General features: G+C 46.5%; 16 protein-coding genes. 11 read left to right on the top strand and 5 right to left on the bottom strand.

Annotated elements, in window-relative coordinates; translation table 11 throughout:
• Nucleotides 1–9: 9 nt before the first annotated feature.
• Nucleotides 10–1,035, bottom strand: coding sequence for an L-threonine 3-dehydrogenase (tdh, locus tag ACMV8I_RS17810; RefSeq protein ID WP_498866536.1), 1,026 nt, complete (start codon nt 1,033–1,035; stop codon nt 10–12).
• A gap of 9 nt (nt 1,036–1,044) precedes the next feature.
• Nucleotides 1,045–2,241, bottom strand: coding sequence for a glycine C-acetyltransferase (locus ACMV8I_RS17805; protein ID WP_498866535.1), 1,197 nt, complete (start codon nt 2,239–2,241; stop codon nt 1,045–1,047).
• A gap of 243 nt (nt 2,242–2,484) precedes the next feature.
• Here ACMV8I_RS17805 and rfaD point away from each other — a divergent pair, with 243 nt between their 5' ends.
• The 6 genes from rfaD to ACMV8I_RS17775 are packed head-to-tail and all read left to right on the top strand — an operon-like array spanning nt 2,485 to nt 8,900.
• Complete coding sequence (gene rfaD / locus ACMV8I_RS17800) at nt 2,485–3,417, top strand: ADP-glyceromanno-heptose 6-epimerase (protein WP_498866534.1); 933 nt, start codon at nt 2,485–2,487, stop codon at nt 3,415–3,417.
• A 49-nt stretch (nt 3,418–3,466) separates the two neighbouring features.
• Nucleotides 3,467–4,516: an ADP-heptose--LPS heptosyltransferase RfaF gene (gene rfaF / locus ACMV8I_RS17795; RefSeq protein WP_498866533.1), complete on the top strand. Its 1,050-nt coding sequence runs from the start codon at nt 3,467–3,469 to the stop codon at nt 4,514–4,516.
• On the top strand, nt 4,516–5,481 hold the full coding sequence (gene rfaC / locus ACMV8I_RS17790) for a lipopolysaccharide heptosyltransferase RfaC (protein WP_498866532.1): 966 nt from the start codon (nt 4,516–4,518) through the stop codon (nt 5,479–5,481). Before rfaF ends, rfaC begins: the two co-directional genes overlap by 1 nt.
• Nucleotides 5,478–6,647 carry a glycosyltransferase gene (locus ACMV8I_RS17785; RefSeq protein ID WP_498866531.1) on the top strand — a complete coding sequence of 390 codons (1,170 nt, stop codon included), beginning with the start codon at nt 5,478–5,480 and terminating at the stop codon, nt 6,645–6,647. Before rfaC ends, ACMV8I_RS17785 begins: the two co-directional genes overlap by 4 nt.
• A 14-nt stretch (nt 6,648–6,661) precedes the next feature.
• Nucleotides 6,662–7,927 carry an O-antigen ligase family protein gene (locus ACMV8I_RS17780; protein WP_498866530.1) on the top strand — a complete coding sequence of 422 codons (1,266 nt, stop codon included), beginning with the start codon at nt 6,662–6,664 and terminating at the stop codon, nt 7,925–7,927.
• A complete protein-coding gene (locus ACMV8I_RS17775) occupies nt 7,911–8,900 on the top strand; it encodes a glycosyltransferase (RefSeq protein WP_498866529.1) in 990 nt (329 codons plus the stop codon). Before ACMV8I_RS17780 ends, ACMV8I_RS17775 begins: the two co-directional genes overlap by 17 nt.
• A gap of 22 nt (nt 8,901–8,922) precedes the next feature.
• Here the strand turns inward: ACMV8I_RS17775 and ACMV8I_RS17770 are convergent, their stop codons facing one another.
• Nucleotides 8,923–10,020: a glycosyltransferase family 9 protein gene (locus tag ACMV8I_RS17770; RefSeq protein WP_498866528.1), complete on the bottom strand. Its 1,098-nt coding sequence runs from the start codon at nt 10,018–10,020 to the stop codon at nt 8,923–8,925.
• Entirely contained in the window at nt 10,013–10,978 is a 966-nt protein-coding gene (locus ACMV8I_RS17765) for a polysaccharide deacetylase family protein (RefSeq protein WP_498866527.1), read from the bottom strand. The genes ACMV8I_RS17770 and ACMV8I_RS17765 overlap by 8 nt, the downstream gene beginning before the upstream one ends.
• 226 nt (nt 10,979–11,204) lie before the next feature.
• Between ACMV8I_RS17765 and rfaQ the strand changes: the two genes are divergently transcribed.
• From rfaQ to ACMV8I_RS17750, 3 genes are read left to right on the top strand one after another with little or no spacing between them, the layout of a single operon-like run.
• Nucleotides 11,205–12,287: a putative lipopolysaccharide heptosyltransferase III gene (gene rfaQ / locus ACMV8I_RS17760; protein WP_498866526.1), complete on the top strand. Its 1,083-nt coding sequence runs from the start codon at nt 11,205–11,207 to the stop codon at nt 12,285–12,287.
• Nucleotides 12,284–13,411 (top strand): glycosyltransferase family 4 protein, encoded by a 1,128-nt coding sequence (locus tag ACMV8I_RS17755; protein WP_498866525.1) that lies wholly within the window; start codon nt 12,284–12,286, stop codon nt 13,409–13,411. The genes rfaQ and ACMV8I_RS17755 overlap by 4 nt, the downstream gene beginning before the upstream one ends.
• A 2-nt stretch (nt 13,412–13,413) precedes the next feature.
• Nucleotides 13,414–14,514: a glycosyltransferase gene (locus ACMV8I_RS17750; RefSeq protein WP_498866524.1), complete on the top strand. Its 1,101-nt coding sequence runs from the start codon at nt 13,414–13,416 to the stop codon at nt 14,512–14,514.
• A gap of 28 nt (nt 14,515–14,542) precedes the next feature.
• On the opposite strand, the gene ACMV8I_RS17745 is transcribed toward ACMV8I_RS17750, so the two are convergent.
• The gene (locus ACMV8I_RS17745) at nt 14,543–15,556 is read right to left on the bottom strand and encodes a glycosyltransferase family 9 protein (protein ID WP_498866523.1); all 1,014 of its coding nucleotides are present in this window, start codon (nt 15,554–15,556) and stop codon (nt 14,543–14,545) included.
• 123 nt (nt 15,557–15,679) lie between these two features.
• On the opposite strand from ACMV8I_RS17745, the gene waaA reads away from it, so the two are divergent.
• Nucleotides 15,680–16,957 (top strand): lipid IV(A) 3-deoxy-D-manno-octulosonic acid transferase, encoded by a 1,278-nt coding sequence (gene waaA, locus ACMV8I_RS17740; protein WP_498866522.1) that lies wholly within the window; start codon nt 15,680–15,682, stop codon nt 16,955–16,957.
• A complete protein-coding gene (locus ACMV8I_RS17735) occupies nt 16,957–17,727 on the top strand; it encodes a glycosyltransferase family 2 protein (protein WP_498866521.1) in 771 nt (256 codons plus the stop codon). Before waaA ends, ACMV8I_RS17735 begins: the two co-directional genes overlap by 1 nt.
• Nucleotides 17,728–17,731 lie beyond the last annotated feature (4 nt).

Genomic DNA, 17,731 nt, shown 5'->3' with positions numbered 1-17,731 from the left:
CAGAAAAAGCTAAGACCAGTCGAGGATAACTTTACCCGACTGCCCGGAACGCATCGCGTCAAAGCCTTTCTGGAAATCATCGATCGGGAAGTGATGAGTGATAAGCGGTGTGAGATCCAAACCTGATTGGATCAGAGCCGCCATTTTGTACCAGGTTTCAAACATCTCACGACCATAAATACCTTTTATAAACAGCCCCTTGAAGATCACCTGATTCCAGTCAATCGACATATCAGACGGCGGAATACCCAACAGCGCAATTCGGCCTCCGTGGTTCATGGCATTGAGCATGGAACGAAAAGCAGGTGGCGCACCTGACATTTCCAGCCCCACATCAAAGCCTTCGGTCATTCCCAGTTCAACCATCACTTGGTCAAGATTTTCATTCTTCACGTTCACCGCACGGGTGACGCCCATTTTGCGCGCCAGTTCCAGCCGGTACTCATTCATGTCCGTAATAACGACGTGCCGTGCGCCGACATGCTTGCAAATCGCCGCTGCCATAATACCAATCGGCCCGGCGCCACACACCAGCACATCTTCTCCGACTAAATCAAAGGAGAGTGCGGTGTGCACCGCATTGCCCAGCGGGTCGAAAATCGCCGCCAGATCGTCGGAAATATTGTCTGGAATTTTGAAAGCATTAAAAGCCGGCAGTACCAGATATTCGGCAAAAGCACCCGGGCGATTCACGCCAACACCCTGTGTATTACGGCACAGATGCGTGCGCCCTCCACGGCAGTTGCGGCAGTGTCCACAGGTAATGTGCCCTTCGCCGGAAACGCGATCCCCCAGTGTAAAGCCTTTCACTTCCTGGCCAATTCCGACGACTTCACCAACATATTCATGCCCAACCACCATTGGAACCGGAATGGTTTTTTGTGACCATTCATCCCAGTTATAAATATGCACGTCAGTACCACAAATAGCGGTTTTACGGATTTTGATCAGCAGATCGTTATGGCCGACCTCTGGCACCGGCGCATCTGTCATCCAGATGCCTTCTTCACGCTTTAACTTTGCTAACGCTTTCATACGGCTTCCTCAGGCGACGACGCCAAGTTTTTTACCGATGCGGGTGAAGGCGTCCACCGCCTGTTCGATTTGTTCGGTGGTGTGCGCGGCAGACATCTGGGTACGGATGCGCGCCTGACCTTTTGGCACCACAGGAAAGAAGAAACCGGTGACGTAAATACCTTCATGCTGAAGCGCCGAAGCAAACTCCTGCGCCAGTTTGGCCTCGCCCAGCATCACCGGAATAATCGCGTGATCGGCGCCTGCCAGGGTAAAACCGGCAGCGGTCATTTTTTCACGGAACAACGTCGCGTTATCCATCAGGCGTTGGCGCAATTCGCTGCCCTCTTCCAGCATTGAAAGGACTTTCAGCGAGGCGGCGACAATAGAAGGCGCAAGGGAGTTAGAAAACAAATAAGGGCGGGAACGCTGCCGCAGCCAGTCGATCACTTCTTTGCGCGCCGCGGTATAGCCGCCGGATGCACCACCCAACGCTTTGCCGAGCGTGCCAGTAATGATATCTACCCGCCCGATCACGTCACAATATTCATGCGTTCCACGCCCGTGCTCACCAACGAAACCAACGGCGTGGGAATCATCTACCATCACCAGTGCGTCAAAGCGTTCGGCCAGATCGCAGATACCGCCCAGATTGGCAATAACGCCATCCATAGAAAATACGCCATCGGTGGCCACCAGAATATGTCGCGCGCCCTCGGCTTTGGCTTTTTCTAAACAGGTTTCGAGTTCGGCCATGTCGTTGTTGGCATAACGGTAGCGTTTGGCTTTACATAAACGCACACCGTCGATAATCGATGCATGATTGAGTGCATCAGAAATAATGGCATCTTCGGCGCCGAGTAAAGTTTCGAACAATCCGCCGTTAGCGTCAAAACAGGAGGAATAAAGGATCGCATCGTCCATACAGAGGAAATCTGCCAGACGGCTTTCCAGCTCTTTGTGCGTATCTTGAGTGCCGCAGATAAAACGAACCGAAGCCATGCCAAAGCCGTGACTGTCCAGTCCTGCTTTAGCTGCAGCGATCAGTTCCGGGTGGTTGGCTAAACCGAGGTAATTGTTAGCACAAAAGTTGATGACTGGTTGGCCTCCGGCCACCGTGATCTTCGCCTGCTGAGCGGAAGTAAGGATTCGTTCTTCTTTAAACAGACCATCAGCACGTGCCTGATCGAGATCTTCTTCCAACTGGCGATAAAACGAAGCGGACATAACGTTATCTCCTGAAAATGACTCATTCATCAGACACATTACTAATCCGTATAATGAATAACGAGTGAAGCTGTCAAAATATCTTCGTTTTGCAGCATAGTTCACGCCTTAAGTCTTGATACACAAGAATACGACTTATCGGATAGCTTCCCAATGTGGCCCGCATTATGAAGTGTTATGATGTTGCTAACTGTATAAGCCACGCATGGTGCGTGGTTTTCTAAATGATTAAAGGTGAGTCCCATGATAATCGTCACTGGCGGCGCTGGTTTTATCGGCAGCAACATCATTAAATCGCTTAATGAAATGGGATACCGCGATATTTTAGTGGTTGATAACCTGAAAGACGGCACCAAGTTCGTCAATCTGGTCGATCTGGATATTGCAGATTACTGCGACAAAGAAGATTTTATTGCCAGCATTGTAGCCGGCGATGACCTTGGCGAAATCGACGCTATTTTCCATGAAGGTGCCTGTTCATCCACCACCGAGTGGGATGGCAAGTACATGATGGACAACAACTATCAATACTCGAAAGACATCCTGCATTTCTGCCTTGAGCGCGAAATCCCTTTCCTTTACGCCTCTTCCGCTGCGACCTACGGCAGCCAGAGCATCAGCTTTGTCGAAGATCGTAAATATGAACAACCGCTAAATGTTTATGGCTACTCCAAATTCCTATTTGACCAGTATGTGCGTGAAATTCTGCCGCAGGCACAGTCACAGATTTGTGGTTTCCGTTACTTCAACGTATATGGCCCGCGTGAAGGCCATAAGGGCAGCATGGCAAGCGTTGCATTCCATCTGAACAACCAGATTAATGCCGGCGAGAATCCAAAACTGTTCGCAGGAAGTGAAGGTTTTAAGCGGGACTTTATCTACGTTGGTGACGTAGCAGCAGTAAACCTGTGGTTCTGGCAAAACGGCGTATCAGGGATCTTCAACTGCGGGACGGGCCGGTCAGAATCCTTCCAGGCTGTCGCTGAAGCGGTGATCGAACACCACAAAACGGGTCATATCGAAACCATTCCATTCCCTGAAAAATTGAAAGGCCGTTACCAGTCCTTTACGCAGGCTGACATGTCAGCCCTGCGCGCAGCGGGTTATGACAAACCATTCAAGACTGTGGCAGAAGGCGTAGGTGAATACATGGCGTGGCTTAACCGCACGGTGTGAAATCCGCGTTGAGTAAAGTTGTAAACGTTAGCTGAGGGATGAGTACGGAATGAAAATGCTGGTCATTGGCCCTTCCTGGGTGGGCGACATGATGATGTCACAAAGTCTTTACCGGACCATTAAGGCCATTGAGCCCGCGGCACAGATTGACGTCATGGCGCCGGCGTGGTGCCGGCCGTTGCTTGAAAGAATGCCGGAGGTCAGCCATGCTATACCGATGCCTTTGGGCCATGGTGCATTGGAACTTGGCGCACGGCGCCGTTTGGGCGTCGCGTTACGAGACACCCATTATCAGCGTGCCTTCGTGTTGCCGAACTCTTTCAAGTCTGCGCTCATACCTTTCTTTGCTCAGATTCCTCAGCGTACCGGCTGGCGCGGCGAGATGCGTTACGGCTTGCTCAACGATCTGCGCATACTGGATAAACAGGCTTTCCCACTGATGGTCCAGCGCTATGCAGCACTGGCCTATGATGAACCGCAGATAAATTCTGCCGCCGACTTGCCTCAGCCATTACTTTGGCCGCAGTTGCAGGTCACCGAGACAGAAGCCATGGCAGCCCGTGGATCTTTTGCGCTCTCCATTGACCGCCCTCTTATTGGATTCTGCCCCGGCGCAGAGTTCGGCCCGGCTAAGCGCTGGCCGCACTATCATTACGCCACCCTGGCAGGGAAACTCATCGCTGCGGGTTATCAGATAGTGCTTTTCGGCTCGGCAAAAGATCACCCTGCTGGTGAAGATATTCGTTTAGCATTGGCAGAACAGGCCCAGGGATTTTGCATGAATCTGGCCGGTAAAACATCGTTAGATCAGGCTGTTGTGCTGATTGCCGCCTGTCAGGCCGTGGTCAGTAATGATTCAGGTTTGATGCATGTTGCGGCCGCACTGAACAAGCCGCTGGTAGCACTTTACGGGCCAAGCAGCCCAGACTTTACGCCACCACTGAGCCAGCATGCCAAAGTCATTCGCCTCATCACCGGCTATCATAAAGTGCGTAAAGGCGATACAGAACAGGGCTACCACCAAAGTCTGATCGATATTCAACCTGAAGCGGTTTATCAGGAACTGTCACAGCTTTTGGCAGCAGGAGAAGGGCTGTAATGCGGGTACTGATCGTTAAAACATCGTCAATGGGCGATGTTCTGCATACGCTTCCAGCGTTAACCGATGCGATGAATGCCATCCCGGGTATCTCGTTTGACTGGGTAGTGGAAGAAAATTTCGCACAGATTCCCAGCTGGCATCCGGCAGTAGACAAAGTGATCCCGGTCGCTATTCGCCGCTGGCGTAAAAACTGGTTTGGTTCTGAAACCCGCCAGCAACGCTGCGACTTTAAAAGAGAATTACAGTTACGTACCTATGACGCGGTCATTGATGCACAAGGTCTGATTAAAAGTGCTGCGCTGATCACCCGCGTTGCCAAAGGCAAAAAGCACGGTCAGGATGCAAAAAGCGCACGGGAGCCTTTTGCCAGCTGGTTCTTTAATCAGCGCCATGACATCGACAAAAAACAGCATGCGGTTGAACGTAGTCGTGAACTGTTCGCTAAAAGTCTTGGCTACGAAAAGCCCTCAACACGGGGCAATTACGCCATCGCCTCACGCTTTCTGTCTCAACGTCCAGCCGATGCCAACCGTTATCTGGTCTTTCTGCATGCCACAACTCGCGCAGATAAACACTGGCCGGAAAGCCACTGGCGCGAATTGATAGGTTCACTCGAAACCCGCGGTATTAGCATCAAACTACCCTGGGGAGCTGAGCATGAATACCAACGAGCACTGAGGCTGGCCGAAGGTTTTGCTCATGTTGAAGTATTGCCGAAACTCAGCCTGCAACAGATAGCTGAAATTTTGGCTGGCGCGAAAACAGTTATCTCAGTGGATACCGGCCTGAGTCATCTCACGGCAGCGCTGGACCGTCCTAACATCACACTCTACGGGCCAACGGATCCGGGTTTGATTGGAGGGTATGGGAAAAATCAAATATCATTAACTGCTGCAGATAAAAATATGGCCAGCATTTCCCCTGCTACAGTAATCGAAGCAATGGAGAAGGCACTTCGATGAAAAAGCTGCATATTATCAACTTAGAAAAAATGGGCGGTGTTGAACGTCTTTTTCTGCAATACGTTAATGATGATACCGATAATATCAATCAGATCCTCTGCATTAACAGCCAGGTCGGCAGCGAGATTGAGGAGAAGCTAGCCGGTAAAAAAATTACTTACGCTAACCGAATATTAAATGCTTTCTCAACACGCTATCCACAGTTCTTGCGCAAATTCGTGTTGAAACGCAAAATCGAAAAAACCAACGCGGATATTATTATTGTTTGGGATTTAGTGCCGGTTTTGTCCGCAAAACCGGCACGCGGAAAGTTAGTCTATTATGACCATGGATGTTCGTGGCGTTATCCGAAAAACCGCAAAACATTGGGTTTCTTCTCCATGCTCGATGGTGTGATATCGGCTTCATGGGCATCAAAACGGGTTATGGAACTTCGTTTCAACCTGCCTTTAGCGGTTGAAGTATTACCAAATCGTATTCTGACCCCATCGGGTATTCAATTTGGGCCGAAAGTACTCCCCGAAACGCTAAGGATCGGCACAGCATCAAGGTTAGTCACTCTAAAGGGTATTAGTGTGTCACTGCTTATGGTGCAAGAGCTGATCAGACGCGGGCATAAGGTCCAGCTGGAAATTGCGGGCAAAGGTCCCGACCGCGCGCTTTTTGAAGCTCTGTCGGAGAAATTACAGTTAAATGACCATGTGACCTTCACGGGTTTCCAGGACAATGTGGCTGACTTCTTCAATCGAACAGATGTGTACATGAGTACACCCGTGACTGAACCATTCGGCTTATCTTGCGTGGAATCGCTCTATTATGGCGTGCCGGTGATTTTTCCCCTCGTGGATGGGCAGCCAGAGGCGGTGAAAAATAATGAATGTGGGATAGGCTTAACCCCAAAAATAAGTATAGAGGAACATCAGAGACTGACTGATGTGCATGTCGATTTCCCCTATGATGTGTATGACCCTATTCAGGACAAGCTTGTTGAACCAAAACTGCTTTGCCATATAGACTGCGCAAACGCAGTAGAACAACTTTTACAAAATGATAATTATCAGCGCATGCGTGAAAATGCCCAAAAATTAACAACTGGCGTACTCGATTACACCTCGTTTAAAGCGCAGTTTGAAGTAATATTAACCCGTTATATCGCATCCCGATAAACTAACTGGAATGAATGTTGATGTTCAGAAGAGAAACGCCCTATCCGGTATTTAGCTATCTTATCTATTTCGGATGCTTAGTCAGTTTTTTTGCTATCTCCTTCAACTGGAGCCAGGGGCGCAATATTTTTTTTGTTAGCAGCTATCTGGCTTTGATCGCATTAATACTCAATTTTAAATACTATACCCGAAGAATTGATTTGCTTTGGGCGCCACTTCTTTTTGTTGCCGTTGGGCTGGGTAGCGTTCTTTGGGTCGCGGCTTATAAGCAGCCAGGAGAGTACATCAATCTGTATCGTGCTTTTATGGTTACCGGAAAATTACTTATTGCCACAGGTTTTGTGCTAATAGTTGCACTTAATGAGCGCATTGATTTCAATCGACTCGTTAAACCCGCTGTATTATTGCTCGGCATAATTGTCAATTTATATGTTATTTATTATAGCATTAAGGAAGGTGATGTCCGCAGCGAGTTGAACTTTGACCGCGCAACAGTCGCTGCATACATCATTACCGCTGTTGATATGCTAATGCTTTATACACTGCTTCATATCAATACAAGATACCGCCTAATCCTGTTCGTATTAGGCTTTGCTATAAGCTATGTTGCGCTCATTCATACGCAAACACGCGCTGCCATCCTTGCATTCCCAGCCATTAGTATGATTATGTTTCTTGCTGATAAAGAGATAACAAAAAAACAAAAATACATTTCGTGCCTGTCTATAGGTATATTAATCTTCCTGAGTGCTTTTTTCCTTAGAAGCATTATCGATAAACGTATCGAAGCGTTAACAATAGATATGAGCGCCTTGTCTCAGACTCAAAGTAGTAACTCTATTGGGTCCCGAATCTCAATGTTTAAAGCCGGGATAATGACCGGTAATCAACATGTTTTAGGTCAATCAGCAGAGCAGCGGGGAAGTGAACTCACCGCCATAGCGGCTGAGTATCCCTTACTTTCCGGAGCACTGCCTTATACTAACGTGCATATGCACAATGAGTTGGTTGACACCTATTCACTGCGCGGTATCTGGGGCAGTCTGCTGTTGGCTGCTTTGTATTTATCATTACTCTATCTCTCACTAAAATCGCAAAAAAATACAGCGCTGCTGGCAATAATAATGACTATAATTATTTACGGCTTAAGTGACGTGTTGTTCTTCAGCTCTGAGGCTACCGGGATATTCGGGCTTGCTATTATTTTCAGCATTTTGATCGGTAAACACGCATCCACCTATGTTCAGATAGCGGGCAACCAGTATGATGCAAACCACTAAGCAGCCACTGCTGTCGATTATCGTTCCCTTTCATAATAATGAAAAATTCATTATTGAGGCTCTACAATCATTATTTGAACAAATTAGTGATGAAGTGGAAGTGATCATCATCGATGATGGTTCTGATGATAGTTCCAACACGTTGGTCGAAAGTTTTCTTGAGCAACAGGATTTCAAGCACGTCTCTTACGTCAGCCAAATTAACCAGGGTATCGCTGAAACTCGTAACGTTGGTTTGCAAAAAGCGACAGGTATCTATGTAACCTTTTTAGACGGTGATGACATTCTTAGTCCTGTCTACTACTCAACGCTGGCACCCTATCTGCGCAAGAGTGAGTTTGATATCATTGACTTTAATTTCCTTGAGTTTACCGAACGCCCTCCAACTGATGACGTCAGCAAAAATGTAAGCTGCACCCCTTATGATTTCAAAGGTTCAGAGATTGATTGTTTAAAACCTATTTTTGAACGCTCCAACTGGCATTTATGGAGCCGGATATTTAGACGTGAGTTATTAAAGGGTGATACCTTCGTGAAGGGACGCAGATATGAAGACGTGATTTTCACACCATTTCAATATTTTAAAACCAAAAAAATTGCGCATATTGATGAGCAGCTCTATTTCTATCGTATTAATGACAGTGGCATAACGAGAAACATTAAAAATAAAGACATCGAAGATATTCTTTTTGCTATGTATAAAATGCTCTATTTCATTAAAACGCATGAAAATGATACTGAAATAGCTAAATTAGTCGCCCCTATGATAGAGAACTGCTTTATCGAAGTTAAGAAAATGACCAAAAAAATTCATGGGTATTATTACTACCCGCCCACCACCGTAAAGCTTTTTAAATTAGCAGCAAGCTTATGTAAAAACACATCACTTTCTCGAAGAAAATATTTTCAGATGAAGTACCCACTTGTGGATACTTACATCTCAAAAATAAACGCGATGCTGAAAATACGATAATTTTACCGTTAATAAAGATAGTTCAATGCCTGGGCATACTTAGGTGGGCAACCAACTCAGAATAAACACGCTCCGGTTGAATTACTCCCATGGGGCTAATTTTTTCCAGAGAAAGAGTATACCCCATTCGGGAAACCTGAATAATACGGTGTAATTCGGTGTCCTGAATAGGTCCGGTAGACCGTGAATCAGCAGTTACAAAAAGACTGATAGTTTTTGTTTTAACAGCAACAGCAAGATGTAATGGGCCAGTGTCGCCAGTGACCAATAAATCAAAACCATCGATCATAGTAATCAGTTGCTGCAAATCGGTTTTCCCAATCTTATTATCAATAATTTGTTTTGTACTATCAGAGACTTGTGCAATCATCGCATCTCCCCGAGCAATATCTGTTCCACCACCAATCAATACTATCCGAACATTCGAATGACATTCTGATAAAATATCTGCCAATTTAGAATAATGAGTGATGGGCCAACAGCGGGACTCAGTTGATGCACCTATTTGCATGCCAATAACCGTATGGTGAGGGTCTTTCACCCCAGCCTGATAAGGGGAGGGTATTTCCATGGCAACATTATTACTGTCACAACCCAAAATACTGACCAGTTCAAGCTTACGCCGGACAAAGTGTCCATAATAGTTGAATACATAATTAGAAAGCCATTCTTCCAGCCCACTAATACCATTCATGTAATTGTCTCTGATGATATATTTAACACCAGACATTACGGCGCTTATTACATCGTAAGGAAGATGTGAATGCAGAATTAAGGCAAGATCAGGCTGGTGCTCTTTCAGAGATTTGACCAGCGTAGGTAGAGATTTAACTTTATTATCCCAGTAAACTACACGGTCGTAATAGATGCCGTTATCGACCAGTTCCTGGTTTTTCCTATGTGCGACCAGGGTGATGTAAGCGTCAGGATATCTCTGTCTTACTGAACGAATGGCAGGCGTGTTAAACATGAAGTCACCTAATGCCGTCGTGGAGTAAATAACGATACTCTCAAAATGGGTCTGATTATTAAGCGTCGATTTATCGAGCAATCCACCCTGTCTGGCAACGTAACGGCGTAAGAACCAATTGGATAACTTTACTTTCCACTTTTTAGACATCTTGTTCCACTTTCTTCTGATAATATTCAGCCAATGTCATGCCGACAGTTCGCTCACTAAGCCATTTAAATAGGCGTTCCAAATCACGATACAGTCCTTCAATATCCTTCTTCGTTTTGAACGTTGGGCTTCCTCCAGGCATGAATTCGGAAGAGTGCAGCATAAATTCTACAAAATCATGACCTGTTGCCAGGCTTTTTTCTGCCACCTTCTGCATATTTTCTGCATTACCTCCCGAAGGACGCAACCAGTGCACAGAGTGAGGTCGGCTCTTACCTCGCAGGGTATTTACGCTCTGTTTCAGGCCGTTTATCCAGCCGGGATATTTGTACTGAATGCTCATCGGTACTTCAAGCAGTGAAGAGTTACCTGGCTGGGCGATATTGTCGGGATCGATAAAATAAGAGTTTGACGGGAAATAACGATAATCCGTCCCCCCATTTCCATGAGGTGCGCCGGGAGAGGACTGCCAGTTAACTTTAGGCGTAACGGAACAGTCGACCTGATATCCAAACTCCAGTAACAGGGAGACATAATACTCATTAAGCGCCCAGCGACCGGCACGATGGCTTAACATTTTAGTCTGGAATGTATCTTCCAGAAGCCGGGTCATATATTCGAACTTTGCGCGTATTTGATCCCTGGGAAACTCAATCAGATAAGGTTTATGACGCCAATCATCCTCAGTCAACGGCGAAAGAGGTGGATTATTCCAGGCGTGAAGGTGCATCCCCACTTCACCCTGCCCACGGGCTATCACATCACGAGCAAACTCAACGTATTGGCCATCGCTCGCCATCTCATAATTAGTGAGATAAACCGGTTTGAAACCATACGTTTCGCAGAGCGTCTGAAACCTTGGCAAAAAACGCGTGTTTTCTGTCAGGATCTGCTGGTGATTCTGCCAAAGATTGTCACCTTCGGTATCAATAGTGATGATAAATGCGGGTTTTGTCATAAAGCGTGCCTGATTGAGACTCATTAGGTTCAACTGCCCGTTACCGATTTACATAATATAGATGCTCATCACGCGGATGAAGGCAGGAAACGGATTGGACAACGTGTTACACCGTTTGTTGCCTATTCTTTGGTATTTCACCGCACAAGGCAAGAAAGGCGTCGAAGTATAGCCACATCCCCTACGCTCCTTTAGAATCAGGGCTTGATTTCTCAGATAGTGATGAATGATGACAAACGCCACAGCCCTTAAAACCATTGCGCGCCCCCGGCGTATTCTGATCATTAAGCTGAGACATCACGGCGACATGTTGCTGACAACGCCGGTCATCAGTACGTTGAAACAACACTATCCCGACGCAGAATTAGATATGTTGATGTACCTAGAGACCAGGGAAATGTTGGCAAGTAATACTTCATTGACCACACTTTTCACGATTGATCGCACCTGGAAAAAACAGGGCACGCTTGCCCATCTGCGCCATGAAAAAAAGCTGATCAGACGCCTTATGGCACGCAAGTACGATCTGGTGATCAATCTTGCCGATCAATGGCGAAGTGCTTTAGTGGCGAAACTGACAGGGGCGCCCGTCAGGATTGGTTTTGATTTCCCCAAGCGAAAAAACATGCTGTGGCAAAACTGCCATACCCATTTAGTTGATGTTGCCAATCACAACGAACTGCATACCGTAGAACAGAACCTCTCCATTCTCACTCCTCTGCATCTCAGCCCGCAGATTAGTCAGGTGACAATGAGCTATTCTCTTGAGGATCAATCAAAGGTAGAACACCTCCTCAGCGATCGTGCCATAAACCGCAATTTCGTTGTCGTTCAGCCCACTTCCCGATGGTTATTTAAGTGCTGGGCTGATGAAAAAATGGCTGAGGTGATTACTGCTCTGCAGGCCGAGGGCGTCTGCGTGATCCTCACCAGTGGACCGGCTGACAGTGAGTTGAAAATAGTCGATCGAATACTTGCCCTGTGCCCCAAAGAACATGTTTATTCTTTAGCCGGACAGTTAACGCTGCGACAATTAGCCTCGTTGATAGACAGAGCTGCTTTATTCATCGGCGTGGATTCAGTGCCTATGCATATGGCTGCAGCATTGAAAACACCGCTGGTCGCACTATTTGGCCCTTCGAAGCTGGCCTTCTGGTCACCGTGGCAAGCCGTTGGGCAGGTTATCTGGGCCGGCAATTATTGCGAACTACCCGACCCTGATGCTATTAACACTCACACCGCTGAGCGCTATCTGGATGCGATTCCTGTTCAACCGGTTATTGATGCAGCGAGACAATTATTGCCATGAAGCATTTTAGACTGGCGTTAGTCCGCCAAAAATACCGCCCAGATGGTGGAGCTGAACGTTTTGTCGCTCGGGCGCTGGAAGCGCTCGAGGGTGAGGATCTGGATTTAAATGTCATTACCCGCGAATGGCTGGGTGAGACCAATCCAAATTGGCATATTCATCTCTGCGATCCCATGAAATGGGGACGGGTAAGCCGTGAGCAAGGCTTTGCAAACGCAGCACGTCAGATATGGAATAAAGAGAAATTCGATATCGTTCAGAGTCATGAGCGCATCGCAGGATGCGATATCTATCGCGCCGGTGATGGTGTTCATCGCCATTGGCTATTGCAGCGAAGCCGTTTACTACCACAATGGCGCGGTCAATTATTGATGGCCGATCGCTTCCACCGTTATGTTATGCGGGCAGAACAGGAGATGTACGCAGCCCCTGAGCTTAAAGCTGTCATTTGCAATGCACAGATGATTAAAAATGAAATCATGGCAGACTTTGGCTTGGCTGACGAAAAAATCTCCGTTATCTATAATGCCATCGACAGTCAGAAATTTTTACCCGCTACAGAGAGTCTTCGTCATCAACTTCGCCAGCAGTTTGATATTCCACCGTCTGCACACTGCATGATCTTTGTAGGCTCAGGTTTTGAACGCAAAGGATTGGAAGCGGCTATCCGCGCGACTGCATTGACCGAAAGTATGCTATTGGTTGTAGGCCAGGACAAAGATGAAAAACGCTATCGTGCCCTGGCGAACACATTGGGCTGCGTGGACAGAGTGCGCTTCGCCGGCGTACAAAAGCACACGCTGCCGTTTTATCAGGCTGCCGATGCTTTACTGTTGCCGACACTTTACGATCCGTTCCCCAACGTTATTTTAGAAGCGATGTCCTGTGGTTTACCGGTTATTACCAGCGCAACCTGCGGCGGTTCCGAGTTTATTGTACAAGGCGAGAATGGATTCATCTGCGATGCCCTTGATATAAAAGCGTTGGCGGAGTCCATTCGCGCCCTGCCAACTTCATTATTTGATTCGGGCATGTCACTTGCTGCGAGGACAAGAATTATGAAAGAAACACCAGCACGTCTTTCAGAACAGCTTATTAACCTCTACAAAAAAATATTGGATTGACTATGCGTATTTTAATTATTATTGATGGTTTGCCGGGCGGTGGGGCTGAGAAAGTCGTACTAACCCTATGTCAGGGTATGCAAAATTCAGGCGTTGATGTCACTCTTATTTCACTTCGCGATGTCTGTGACTACACGATACCTGAAGGACTTAACTATAAAGTTGTTGCCGATAATTCACGGACTCCGTGGCGGAAACTGACTGAACTTTCGCGCAGAGGCAGACAACTGGACAAAGCAGTATTAGAAATTGAGAACGAACGAGGCCGCTTTGACCTGATCTTATCTAATCTGCATAAGACCGATCGTATTGTAATGAAAAGCAGTATTTATTCTTCGGACCGTCTGTGGTTCTGTATCCATGGCATTCTTTCGACAACCTATTTAGGCCACCGCAAAGGGTTAAATCGCTGGAATAAGCGGCGAAAAATGGCCAGCGTCTATGAACAAAAAAAAGTGGTTGCTGTTTCTGAGGCCGTAGGCGTGGATTTACAAGAAAATATATTGGCTAATCCGCGTAATGTACAAGTCATCAATAATCCTTTCAATATCGCTGAAATCGAAGCAATGGCTGATCAACCTTGCGATATGGCTGACCAGGAATACCTACTTCATGTAGGTCGTTTCCATGTACAAAAAAGGCATGACCGCCTACTTGAAGCCTATGCAAAAACAAAGTTACAAGTACCGCTCGTATTAATTGGTACAGGGAATGATACTTATGTTAATAAAATCAAGAAACTAGCTGTAACTTTAAATATTGCTGATCGCGTGATCTTTGCAGGTTTTAAAGAAAACCCCTTCCCTTACATTAAACATGCTAAGCAGTTAATTTTAAGTTCAGACAGTGAAGGCTTTGGTAATGTGCTTGTGGAGGCATTAATTTGTGGCACTCCTGTGGTAAGTACGGCTTGCCCTGGTGGGCCAGTTGAAATACTAAAGAACACAGGCATGAATCGGGGACTTGCTGACGTCGATACTCATTCACTTAGTCAAAAAATTGTCGATATATATGATAATCCACCAGAGATTGATAAAAATTCACTGAAAATATATGAAATTAGTTATATTTGTGAGAAGTATAAAAATCTTGCGAAAAAATAATAGATAAGGCGGACAACCCGCCTTTACGTTATTTTATTTCTGACAATGACTGCCAGACTTCATCGACAGTAATATCCATACACTCCCCCGTTGAGGTCTGTAATATCCTGTATTTCCCTGACCACGGATGCCAGGCTTCTTTGTCGGTATCACCGAAAAACACCACCAATTTTTTATGCAATGCAGAAGCCAGATGCATTTGCCCACCATCACTACAAAGTATCGTGCTGCACTGTTCAAAGCCACCGATTAACTCACGTACAGAGCCTGTAGGATATAAAGCAACGCGATCGCTTCCACATAACGCTTTTAACTGTTCAGCACGGGCCAGATCGCCAACATCATCTGGTGATAAGGTCCCTTGAGGTGACCAGAAAATCAAAACGCCGCAACGGTTTTCAGCGGTCATTCTGCGAATAATTTCGGCATAATTCTCTACTGACCAGCGCCGTTTAGGGCTGCGACTGCTAATGTGCACACCGAAGATATAATCACAACCCGGTAATAGCTTTTCACGTTTATGTTCTGCGGTCAAAACTTCTTCATTGGTAGGAAAAACATTAACATCAGGAATGGATATATTATCGTCGCTAATAGATTTCAAATAACTAAAAGTTTTTTCGACCTGATGCTTACCTGAAAAATCGGCCTCAGTATAAGCAGACGCGATCCCTTTAATACCAGAATCAGCGCCGATGATATTCTTCACCCCGGCCATTTTTGCCATTCTCAAACTGTATTTACAGGGAGTTGGGTTTGCCAGGATTGCAGCATCAAAGTGTATAGACCTTAGTTTAAGGAATATTATAGCACGCTCAAGGTAGACCCCAAATACTGTTTGACTTTTGGCTCGATGCTTGGCTTTTTTATAAATATAAGTTCGATAAATATAAGGATTATTCTTAATTACATCCTGGCTAACTGAATTAATGAGCAGATAAACATTCGCCATCGGATAGACTTTTTTCACGCCTTCAATCAATGGCGTTGTACAAACTAAATCGCCAATATTGTCCCGCCGAATAATCAGTATGTTTTTCATTCTATTCCCGTTGACGATATCATCATTGTGCCCTTATCAAGCGTAGAAATCGCGCAAGTTTAGCGCCTTTCACCCGCAGTTATGATACTATTCCTGATACCCCATATAAATGAATTTTAAAGCATGTTACTGCGTTTATATCAGGTATTAGTTTACCTTATTCAGCCTCTCATCTGGATCCGTTTACTTTTACGTAGCCGAAAATCTCCTGCCTATCGTAAACGCTGGGCTGAGCGTTATGGCTTCTGTAAAGGCAAGGTCGTTCCGGGCGGTATCATGCTGCACTCCGTTTCGGTTGGCGAAACATTGGCGGCAATTCCGCTGGTTCGAGCACTTCGCCATCGCTACCCTTATTTACCCATCACCGTAACGACCATGACCCCCACGGGATCCGAACGTGTGCAGTCAGCCTTCGGCAAAGACGTACACCATGTCTATCTGCCTTATGACTTGGTCGGCTCGGTCAACCGCTTTCTCGATCAAGTTAACCCTAAGCTGGTTATTATTATGGAAACCGAGCTTTGGCCTAACCTGATAAGCGCATTACATAACCGTAAAATTCCTTTAGTGATTGCCAACGCACGCCTGTCTGAACGTTCAGCCAAAGGGTATAAAAAGCTTGGTGAGTTCATTCGTAAAATTTTGCAACGCATCACCTTGATCGCCGCTCAGAATGAAGAAGATGGCGCTCGCTTCATTGCGCTAGGCCTTAAACGCAATCAACTGGCGATCACCGGCAGTTTGAAATTTGATATATCCGTCACGCCGGAGCTGGCAGCAAAAGCCATTGCACTGCGTAGCCAGTGGGCGTCGCGTCGCCAGGTATGGATTGCAACCAGCACGCACGATGGTGAAGAGACATTGCTTCTCGATGCGCATAAAATGTTGCTAAGAACCCATCCTAATTTACTGCTGATTCTGGTGCCACGTCATCCGGAACGCTTCTCTGTTGCGCGTGAGTTAACACAAAAAGCCGGCCTTACCTTTATTCAACGAAGCACGGGTGAAGTCCCTTCTGCCGCAACGCAGGTGGTTATCGGCGACACGATGGGTGAGCTAATGCTGCTGTATGGCATTGCCGATCTGGCATTTGTTGGTGGAAGCTTGGTTGAACGCGGTGGGCATAATCCACTTGAAGCCGCTGCTCATGCTATTCCCGTGCTGATGGGCCCGCATACCATTAACTTCAAAGATATTTGTGCCAAACTTGCGCAGGCCGATGGCCTGATCACCGTCACGGATACCATGTCGCTGGTGAAAGAAATTTCCACTTTGCTGACTGACGAAGATTACCGACTCTATTATGGCCGCCATGCCGTTGAAGTTCTGCGCCAGAATCAAGGTGCATTGCAGCGCCTTCTGCATTTGCTGGAGCCTTATCTGCCGCAACGGAGCCAATAATGACTGATAAAAAACGTCTTTCAGTCGTGCTCATCGTGCGCAATGAAGCAGAGCTACTGACTGATTGTCTAAGCTCGATCTCTTGGGCAGATGAGATTATCGTACTTGATTCCGGCAGCACCGATGCAACAGAAGAGATCTCGCGGCGCTTCGGCGCGAAATTCTATCAAAATACCAACTGGCAAGGTTTTGGTAAACAGCGCCAACTGGCTCAGCGTTATGCCACTGGTGATGTGATTTTGATGATCGATGCCGACGAACGTGTCTCACCTGAACTGCGGCAATCCATCGAATCAGTATTGCAAAATGCAGATAAGAACCGGGTCTATAGTCTGGGCCGGCTTAATCTGTTCCTTGGCCGTTTTATGCGCCACAGCGGCTGGTATCCTGATCGTGTAAACCGTTTATACAATGCGACACATTTCCGCTATAACGACGATCTGGTTCATGAGTCACTGTCTATTGGCACCGCTGAAATCGTGCCGCTTAAAGGCGATCTGCTGCATCTAACCTGTTGTAACTTATTCGATTTCCAGCGTAAACAGCTTAATTACGCCGAAGCCTGGGCAAAGCAGCGCCATCAGCAAGGTCGCCGTTGCAGCTTCTTCTCCATTATCAGCCATACTCTTGGCGCTTTTTTCAAAACGTGGATACTTCGGACAGGTTTTCTCGATGGGAAACAAGGTTTGATTCTTGCTGGGGTCAACGCACAATATACCTTTAACAAATATGCCGCCCTGTGGGCTCTGAGCCATCAACTGCAGAAGTGAGCAA

This window comes from Ewingella sp. S1.OA.A_B6 (genome assembly GCF_049889095.1).
Taxonomy (GTDB): domain Bacteria; phylum Pseudomonadota; class Gammaproteobacteria; order Enterobacterales; family Enterobacteriaceae; genus Ewingella.
The sequence above is the reverse complement of the archived record's forward strand: the minus strand, read 5'-3'. Positions and strand labels throughout refer to the sequence as shown.